Genomic DNA, 9,197 nt, shown 5'->3' with positions numbered 1-9,197 from the left:
ACATGTGATGCCAGGCAAGGGAGCGACTGCACGCTGACCTCGCGCTCAAACGCCACGTTGGGCGTCGCTGATGACACCGCGCCATGGAAACCATTGCCGTTCCCGTTCCCGTTGCCCTTATGGCTGGGGGCGGGCGCCAGCGCCAGCACCTCGACGGAATGATCCCCGTGAGTGGATACCTCGCGGACGAAAAATTGCGCTCCGGCATCCGGTTCAATCAGTCCGACACCCTCGCTCTCAAATATTTTGCGCAGCCCTTCGGAGACCATGCCACCATTCCACGGCCCCCAGTTGAATGAAACCACCCGGCATTGCGGACGGCGTCGCGATTCAACCTGCGCGATTTTATTCATCACTTCATTGGCCGCCGCGTAATCCACCTGGCCGGTGCGGCCAAAGCGCCCGGTATAGGAGGAGAACAGCGCCAGAAGTTTCAGTTCATCCGCCGTCACTGCGGCCAGCAGGTTCTTCAGGCCGGAAACTTTGGTGCTGTACACCAGTTCAAACTGTTCCTCGGTCTTGTCTTCAATGCGGCGGTCGGCCAGCACGCCGGCCCCGTGGATCAGGCCTTTGACGGGGCCGAGTTCCCGGCGAATTTCATCCAGCAACGTTTTAACCTCGGCAGTGTTGCGAACATCCACTGCGCGATAACGGGCTTGCGCACCCGAAACTTGGATTTTGCGCAGTTGCTCGCGAATCTCCCGTTGCGCCATCACGTCCCGGAACCTGGCCTCAATCACCTTTGGGGCACGGTCACCATTGGCGTGGACCACCAAGGCCTTTTTGACGGCCATTTCGTCCGTGATTCCAGCCAGCCATTCCGGCTCGCTTTCGGTAAGCTGGCTGCGGCCCAGCAGCACAAGTTGTGGACGGTGCATCTGGGCCAACTGCAACGTGGCCGCCGCTGTAATGCCGCGCGCACCGCCGGTGACCACAATTACATCGCCCTGCTTCAGCACCGGCGTATTCCCGTTGCCGTTGTTGGAAAACGGTACCGTCTCCAAGTGCAGCCCAAACCGGCCTTTGCCGGCCAATCCCACCTCCACCGGACCGGTGCGGAACATTTCCTCCACAATCCGTTCTGCCATCTCCGCTCCGATGCAGGTTTCGGCGTCCAAATCAATGGCCTTGCAATGGACTTCGGGCCATTCGTGCCGGGCGGTTTTGATCAGTCCAGCCAATCCGCCGCTGACGGGATCACTCTTGCCATTGAGGGTGCCAAACCCAAATACGCCGTCCAAACGCGAGACCGATACCAGAATGCCGGGCGTGCCTTTCTTCGATTTGCGCAGCGTCGGGCTGGCCATCTGGATCAAGCGGAACGACTCTTTTAACAACGTGTCCGAGGCCCGGGCGGCAGGCCAGAGGAGTACCACTCCGGAGGGATGATCCTGTTTGCTGGCCATCAGTTCGGCGGGGGTGCCGCGCTGGGCCATATAGCCCATCTGCTTGAGCTGTTTCTCAATTGCCTCGGCCAGACCGGATCCGTCTTCCGTCACCCAAAATAGCGCATGGCGCGGGAGGGTGATGGCGGTCCGCGCATCCCCATTATGCAGTTCCATCGGCCGGACAACCTGCCGATTCAGTTCCAGGTTTGCTGGAGCGCAAAGGATTGGAGCCGCAGGCTTGGTGGAGCCGGGCGCGGATTCCTTGACCGGCAAGCTCGATTTTTCCGGGCGGGCGGTGAGAAATTCCACCACCTGTTTCAAGGTTTGGAGGGTGCCCAGATGTTCCGGTTTGATCTCGGGAGCAGATGGTAATTGGGCGCGGACGGCGGCCATGATTTCCACCCGCTTGATCGAGTCCACGCCGAGGTCTGAATCCATCCCCATGTCCAAGTTTAGCATCTCGACCGGATAGCCGGTCTTTTCCGCCACCACTTTGAGCAGGACTTCGCTGGCTGTGCCAAAATTCACTGCGGAAGTTGGCACCACCGGCGCTGGCGTGCCGGTCGGCGCGGCGATTTCTTTTGTACCCGCCGTAAGAAATTCCACCACCTGTTTCAAGGTTTGGAGGGTGCCCAGATGTTCCGGTTTGATCTCGGGGGCGGATGGCAGTTGGGCGCGGACGGCGGCCATGATTTCCACGCGCTTGATGGAGTCCACGCCAAGGTCTGAATCCATCCCCATGTCCAGGTTCAGCATCTCGACCGGATAGCCGGTCTTTTCCGCCACGACCTTGAGCAAAACGTCACTCGCGTGCGCATATCCCACGGCGGCGGCTGGGGAAACAGCGGCTAACGATACCGGGACGGCGGGAACCGTCGCGGTCTGACCGGCGGCGAGAAAATCCACCACCTGTTGCAAGGTTTGGAGCGTGCCGAGATGTTCCGGTTTGATTTCCGGCGCACCCGGCAGACGGCCTCGCAAGGTCGCCATGATCTCCACGCGTTTGATCGAGTCAATCCCCAGATCACTGTCCAATCCCATGCCGAGGTTGAGCATTTCGGCGGGATACCCGGTCTTTTCGGCCACGACTTCCAATACCGTGCGAGCCACGGCGGAGGCTTGAACAGACGTGTCAGTGGTGGGCTTGGGTTCCGGCTTCACTGATGCCGGAGCCGGTTGCGCGGAAACAACCACGGGCTGGGTCACTGGCGCGGAACTGGGTGCCAGCGGCTGCAAAACTGGCGCTGGGCTGCGCTGGGTTCCGGCACTGGACGGATCTAATAATTCCCGGCGCTGAAGCAAAAGCGCCTCCAACGTGCGGCGTGCCGATTCCTGGTTTTCCAGGAATTGACGGTGCAATTGGGCGGTTTGCTCCTGTAATTTCTGCAGCGATAGCATCCCCTGTTGCGCCACCTGCAAGGCGGCGGCCAAGTCCGAGGGTAAGGCGGTTTTCGGTAACGCCGCCGGCGTTAGCGGCGCGCTTGACTGGGACGGCACCATCGGGGCCGGGGTGGAAGGAGTGACGGACATGGGTGACGGAATTGGTTTCGTGACCGGTGCTGACGCCACGGCTGGGCGGGTCGCTCGTTGGGTGCGCGTATTGGCACCGCTGATTGGGATGGTCAAATTCGGTTTTCCGCTGGTGGCGATGGTCTTTTCATTCGTGTAATTTTCCCAGTGCGCCAAGTCCACCGCGTGGCCGAGGGCGGTCAGGCGGCAGAGGGCGGCGGCGAGATCGAAGACGCCGGATCGCGTTCCGCGCGAGGCGTCCAACGCAATGGTTTCCACGTTGCGGCCCTGAAGGATCGCTTGCACCAGGTCGCTGAGCACGTGGCCCGGTCCCAGTTCGAGGAACGTGGTGACGCCATCCGCGTACATCGTCTCAATCTGGGCCGTGAAATCCACCGGTTTGACAATCTGATTGGCCAGCAATTCACGAGCCTGCTTGGCGCCATCGGGATACGCCTTGGCCGTGCTGTTGGCATACACCGGAATTTTTGCCTGGCTGAAAGCGACCTCTTTGAGCGCTGCCGCAAACGGTTCACAGGCATCCGCCACCAGCGCGCTGTGGAACGCCGCCGACACTGGCAGCACCCGGGCGCGGATGGAACGTTTGGTGAATTCGGCAGCCGCCTGCTCCACATTTGCCCTTGGCCCAGCCAGCACAAATTGCTTGGGCGAGTTGCGATTGGCGATGACGAGGGGGGAATTCTGTTCCTTGAGGTAGCTGGTCACCACCTCTTCAGTGGCTTGCACCGCCAGCATCGCACCGCGATCCGAATGCCCATTGCGGCTCGCCATCAGGCGGCCCCGCACGTTGGATATTTGATGCAGGGATTCCGGGGTAAGTCGTCCGGCACCGCAGAGCGCCAGCAACTCCCCGTAACTGTGCCCGGCAGCGGCTTCCGGCGTCACGCCAAACAGGGTGACGACGTTCAATGCCCCAAGGCTGACCGCTCCGAGTGCCGGCTGTGCCACCTGCGTGGCTTTCAGGGCTTCCTCTTGCGCCCGTTTCGCTTCGTCGGTGAACGCCGGATGCGGGTAAATAAAATCACTGAGCGGTTGCGCGCCATCGCCTCGCTCGGGCTGTTCGGTGGTGAACACCCGGTTCGCTTCGGTCAAGGCTGTCAACATGCCCGGGAATTGGCAGGCCAGATCGCGCAACATGCCGGGATACTGGGAACCTTGCCCGGGGAATAACGCTCCCAGTTTCCCGTGTTTATCGCCGGAGCCAAACGCCACGCCGCTCGGCAATACCCAACTTGTTTTTTCGGGATGCTGCTCCAACATCTTCAACGCGGAGTCGCGCAGGGCTGTCCATGCCGTTTCTTTGGATACCGGCAACAAGACGCGAAATTTGGCACTACTCTGGAAAGCCTGGCGGGCCTGGCGGGCGCGTTGGCGGAATTCATTCCACGGCAAATCCACCGGAAAACCGGCAATCTCGGCCCGGAGATCCTCCAGCCGGTTGCCACCGAAGGCGACAATTTCCACGTTGCCATCCCAGTCGGGCTGCGTTTTCTCGACCCCATGCTCTTCCAGGACGCAGTGAAAATTGGTGCCACCGAAACCAAACGCACTGACCCCGGCCCGGCGCGGATGCGCCGCTTTGGGCAACCAGGGACGCTTTTGCGTGTTGATGTAAAAAGGCGATTTTCCCGGAGCCGCCTCGTCAATTGGTTGTGTGACCTTGATGGTGGGAGGCAGCACTTTATGGTGCAGGGCCAGCGCCGCCTTGATCAAGCCAGCGACTCCGGCAGCCGCCTTGCTGTGTCCGATCTGGGATTTGACCGACCCCAGCGCCGCCCAGCTTCCTGCGGGGCGCGCGGCGCGATACACCTCGGTCAGCGCCTGCAATTCAGTCGCATCGCCCACCTTGGTGCCGGTGCCGTGGGCTTCCACTAAATCAATGGAATCCGGGGACACCTTGGCGTCGGCATAGGCGCGTTGCAGCGCTTCCTTCTGGCCATCGGCGCGGGGCGCGTAAATCGCGTTGCCACGGCCGTCGCTCGAAGAGCCGATGCCTTGCAGCACGGCATAAATTTTGTCGCCATCCCGTTCGGCGTCGGCCAGCCGCTTGAGCACCAGCATTCCCAGTCCTTCACCCAGGATGGTGCCGTCGCAGCTCCGATCAAATGGCTTCGCATCACCCGACGGCGAGAGCGCGGGCGTCTTGCTGAAGCACATGTACATGAAAATGTCGTTGAACGTGTCAATGCCCCCGGTGATGACCATATCCGCCCGCCCGGTGGTCAATTCCATGCAGGCCAGGTGCAGCGCCGCCATCGAACTCGCGCACGCGGCATCCACCACGCAATTGGTTCCCCCCAAATCCAACCGGTTGGCGATGCGTCCGGCGGCGACATTTCCCAGCAGTCCCGGGAATGAATTTTCCTGCCAGCCCACGTATGAATCGGAAATGCGTTGAACCACGTCCTCCGCCACCATTTTCTCCACCCCCGCCTCTTTCAACGCGCGCCGCCAGATGGGATGCCCCAGCCGGGCACCCAGCGGGATGACCAATTCCAGCGCGCCGGTCACTCCCAGAATAACGCTGGTGCGCGTGCGATCAAACGCTTTCTCCCCATACCCGGCATCCACCAGCGCCTGTTTGGCGGCAACCATTCCTAGCAATTGAGTGGTATCGGTGGCCTCGATATCCTTGGGGGCAATCCCGGCTTCCATGGGATTGAACGGCACCGGTGAAATGAAACCGCCGCGCTGCGCATAAGTGTGGTCGGGCGCTTTGGGATCGGCGTTGAAATAATCCTCCGCCTTCCAATGCGTCCGTTCCGGGACCGGGGTAATCGCATCCACTCCGTTCTTGATGGTGCTCCAGTAAGCCTGGAGATCATCCGATTTCGGAAAGATGCAACTAATGCCAATTATGGCCAGTGACGCGGACTCACTCATCGTTTTTTATAACTTTCTGCAACTCCTCCGCCGTTAACGGCGGACATTGTGTCAAACCAACCGGTATCTGTACCCCCTGCGAACGCAACGTCTGCACCCGCAGTTGATAGGCCGCTCCGTGCAGCAGGTTCATCGCCACCTGCGCCGCCTGCCGGTTCGCGGCTTTTTCCATCCACGTTCCCCGCGCCCATTCATTAAACGCGCCCATCGCCGGGCCGCACCATACCTGAAAATCCATCGCCCGCGTTCGGTCCCCGGCATTCGCCCAACGGGAACTCAACCCCAGATAGCTTCGAAACACCAGCGCCATTTTATGTTTGGGGTCCCGTTCGGCGCGCTCAACCTGCCGGGGATCCCGTTTCAGGAAGAACGTCCGGGTGCTTTGCCAGGTGTCGGCCAGGCTGCTGCGGAAAAATTGTTTCTCCAACGTGGCGCGATCCGCCTCCGGAATGGCTTCCAGGCTGGCATGGGCGCGGTAAAGGTCATACAACTTGGCCGCGCGCATTGGAAACATCGTCCCCCGTTTGAGCACTTGCACCTTCACGCCCATCTCAAACATGTCCGCCGCCGGGGCCATCGCGGTATCCGCCTGCTCCACTTGGGCGAGTAATTCGCGAACCATCTCGCACGACCCGGATTCCACGCAGGCCTGGTTGATGGACCCGGTCACCACATAGGCGGCTCCCATGGAAAATGCCGCCGCCAGCGCGGTGGGCGTGGATAAACCGCCGGCGGCACCGACGCGCAACGGTTGCGCAAAATCATGGTGCTGCTGCATGCGATCCCGCAGGCAGAGCAGCGTGGGGAGCAATGTCACCAGCGGGCGGTTATCCGTGTGCCCGGCGGAATCCGCCTCGGCGGTGACATCCTGGGCCATGGGAATCGTGCCCGCCATGAAGGCCTGTTCCTGGGTCAGTGCCCGGGTGCGCACCAACTCATTCAGCAGTTCCTCCGGGGGCGGCGCAAAAAATTGGGCGGCCACCTCCACCCGCGACACCTTGGCGATGATACGATTCGGGGTGACGACGTGTCCGTCGGCGGTGCGTGTGATTCCGGCGGTGCGGTAGCGCACCAAGGGCAGGGTCAACCGGAGATACGCGGCGGCTTCCGCCAAGTGGATGCCCCGGTGCAAATAGAGACTGACCGTCGCGGCTTCATGCTCCGGTTCATTCGGGCTGTGAATGAGGTTTAAACCGAAGGACTGCGTGGGCAGGTTTTGTTGCAACCGATGGATGGCGGATTCGATCACGCCAATATCCAGACCAGCCGCGCCAAAGAAGCCCAACATGCCGGCGCGCGCCAGAGTTTCCACCAGCTCCACCGAGGCAATCCCATTCGCCATCCCGCCCGCCACATACGCATAACGCAGGCCATGATCCCGGCAGAAGGCGGGATCGCCCAAGTTCTTTAAGGGCAGGTGCGGCAGGTAGCCGGCCAGGCGATAGCTATGGGGGGGTATCAACGCAGTCACCAAGTCTGAACCGGAAGCGGGCACAAAAATGAATTGCCCCTCCTGTTCCAATACCAGGATGGGCTGACTGAGCTGGTGGAGCGCTTCAGGCAAAGCAATCGCCTTGTCCGGCGGCGGGCCCCCTTTTGGGCTCCACCCGGCTTCCACACAGGTTCTTAATGTGCTTTCAGTCTGCAATTTCAAGCATCAATACACCAATTCCCGGACTTGGCCAATCATTGCCATCCGGTTTGCACGGTTATATAATTTAGGCTCTCTTGCGAGAACGCTGCTGACTAAACAGGAATTCGAGGCAAAAAACCACCAAAAACTGACACGATTTTGTTTTTTCTTCAGGTTTCCATCCAGAGCAGGGGATTACAGCTTTAAAGCTCCTGTCTTCCGCCCCAATTTTTTTGCCATGTTGGTTTCCCAGTATTCTATGTATTCTCCGCTGTTCATCTTCCGTCATATTTTTGTCGAGGTAGGGACACCGGTTGCCCGGAGCCCCCCTCACAGATCCCGGCGGGCGGTTTTCCCGCACCGGGCTCTTCAAGTCAACTCGCACTCGCATGGGTCTTGGGGGGCCTCAGCCACGGTGGACACGGCCACAGTCGCTGACAAAAACTCAGTTCCCCCTGCCAAGGCATTCGCTGCTGATTCTTTTCCACAATATACGGTCGTTGAATGTGGAAACGCGCCAGCAACCGGTATAACGCTGGCCAAGTTAAACTCGGGCGCTGACTCCGCCGGTTCAGCCACTTGTATAGCACCCGGCAGGTCGCGTCGTAAAAGCTCCGCAATCGGCGGTGATTGCCGATCACCCCATAGTAATTCCACGTCCCCCGCAGCTTGGCCCGGAGCGTTCCCAGCATCCGGTCCAGCTTCAGGTGACGGTGCGTTTTGACCCAGTCGGCCAGCCGTTGGATTCCGGCCCGCCATTTCTTGGTGGCCGTGCGTCCCCCTTCGCCCCCGCAACCAACCCTGGCCTGTGGTGACGCAATTCTTTCAGAATTGTTGCACGCACCACCCGCCGCCGCCCAACCCAGCGGGGGATTGGAATCCCTCACTCCGATAGGATTGACAGAGTAGCCGGCATGGCCAGTTTGGTATCCTTTGCTGGGGAACGCCAGCGCCCAAATGGACCCGGAAGCGTTGCGCCGGGTCGCCCGGTGGATAATTCGCAAGCTCAAGCGCGGCAAGGCCTTTGAGGCCAACAAAAGCAACGGGTTGCTGGCGGTCAGCCTGGATGCCAACGAGCAGTTCTGCAGCGATCACCGCTGCTGCACGGATTGTTTGACGCGGGAAATCACCTGCAAGGACGCCCACGGGAAGGCGTACCAAAAGACGCAGTATTATCACAAACAGGTGTACGCCCAGTTGAGCGGTCCGCAGTTGAGCGTGATTTTGGAGGTGGAGCCGATGCGCCAGGGGGAGGAGGAATGCGCGGCCGCGTTGCGCCTGTTGCGCCGGATGCGGCGCACCTATGGGCCCCGCTTTTTTGATGTGGTCGTGGTGGACTCCTGGTATGCCAACGGGCCGTTTCTGAAAACCGTGGTGGAGGAACTGGGCTGGCCGGTCATTGCCGTGCTCAAGCAGGAACGTTATGAGGCCGACCAGGAAACGCTGGCGTTGACGCACAGGCAGGCCCCCACGCAAGTCGTCGAGCGCGACGCGCGGCAGGTCGAGCTTTGGGACGTGCCGGACGTGCGCTTTACCGACAGTTACCCGGGGCCGGTTCGGATGGTCCGCGTCCGGGAACGGTGGACGGAGCGAACCCGGGTCGGCAAACAATGGCAGACGCAGGACAAGGAACAGCATTGGATTTGGGTGGTGGCGGGTGATTTGGACGGGGATGGTGGGGCCGTCATCCGCGATCTCGGCCATGCGCGCTATACAGCAGCGCATAAATAACGCTACATAAAGATTCTTAAAAAAACGGTTTG

At 60.6% G+C, this 9,197-nt stretch carries 4 protein-coding genes; 1 reads left to right on the top strand and 3 read right to left on the bottom strand.

The annotated features are described in order from the left end of the window. From WCO56_27170 to WCO56_27160, 3 genes are all read right to left on the bottom strand, one after another. The coding region (locus WCO56_27170; protein MEI7733283.1) for an SDR family NAD(P)-dependent oxidoreductase at positions 1-5,801 on the bottom strand (5,801 nt) is incomplete at its 3' end. After that, positions 5,794-7,455, bottom strand: a complete 1,662-nt coding sequence (locus WCO56_27165) for a PfaD family polyunsaturated fatty acid/polyketide biosynthesis protein (protein ID MEI7733282.1) — start codon at positions 7,453-7,455, stop codon at positions 5,794-5,796. The genes WCO56_27170 and WCO56_27165, both read right to left, overlap by 8 nt. A 353-nt stretch (positions 7,456-7,808) precedes the next feature. Further along, on the bottom strand, positions 7,809-8,321 hold the full coding sequence (locus tag WCO56_27160; protein MEI7733281.1) for a hypothetical protein: 513 nt from the start codon (positions 8,319-8,321) through the stop codon (positions 7,809-7,811). Positions 8,322-8,391: 70 nt separating this feature from the next. On the opposite strand from WCO56_27160, the gene WCO56_27155 reads away from it, so the two are divergent. Further along, a complete protein-coding gene (locus tag WCO56_27155; GenBank protein MEI7733280.1) occupies positions 8,392-9,165 on the top strand; it encodes a hypothetical protein in 774 nt (257 codons plus the stop codon). The last annotated feature ends 32 nt before the right edge of the window (positions 9,166-9,197 follow it).

It is taken from the genome of Verrucomicrobiota bacterium (genome assembly GCA_037139415.1).
In the GTDB taxonomy this organism is placed as follows: domain Bacteria; phylum Verrucomicrobiota; class Verrucomicrobiia; order Limisphaerales; family Fontisphaeraceae; genus JBAXGN01.
This window is presented reverse-complemented; position numbering and strand designations above follow the sequence as displayed.

Coding starts and splice junctions, on each gene's coding strand:
- WCO56_27155 (MEI7733280.1), top strand. CDS start 8,392: ATGGACCCGGAAGCGTTGCGCCGGGTCGCCCGGTGGATAATTCGCAAG.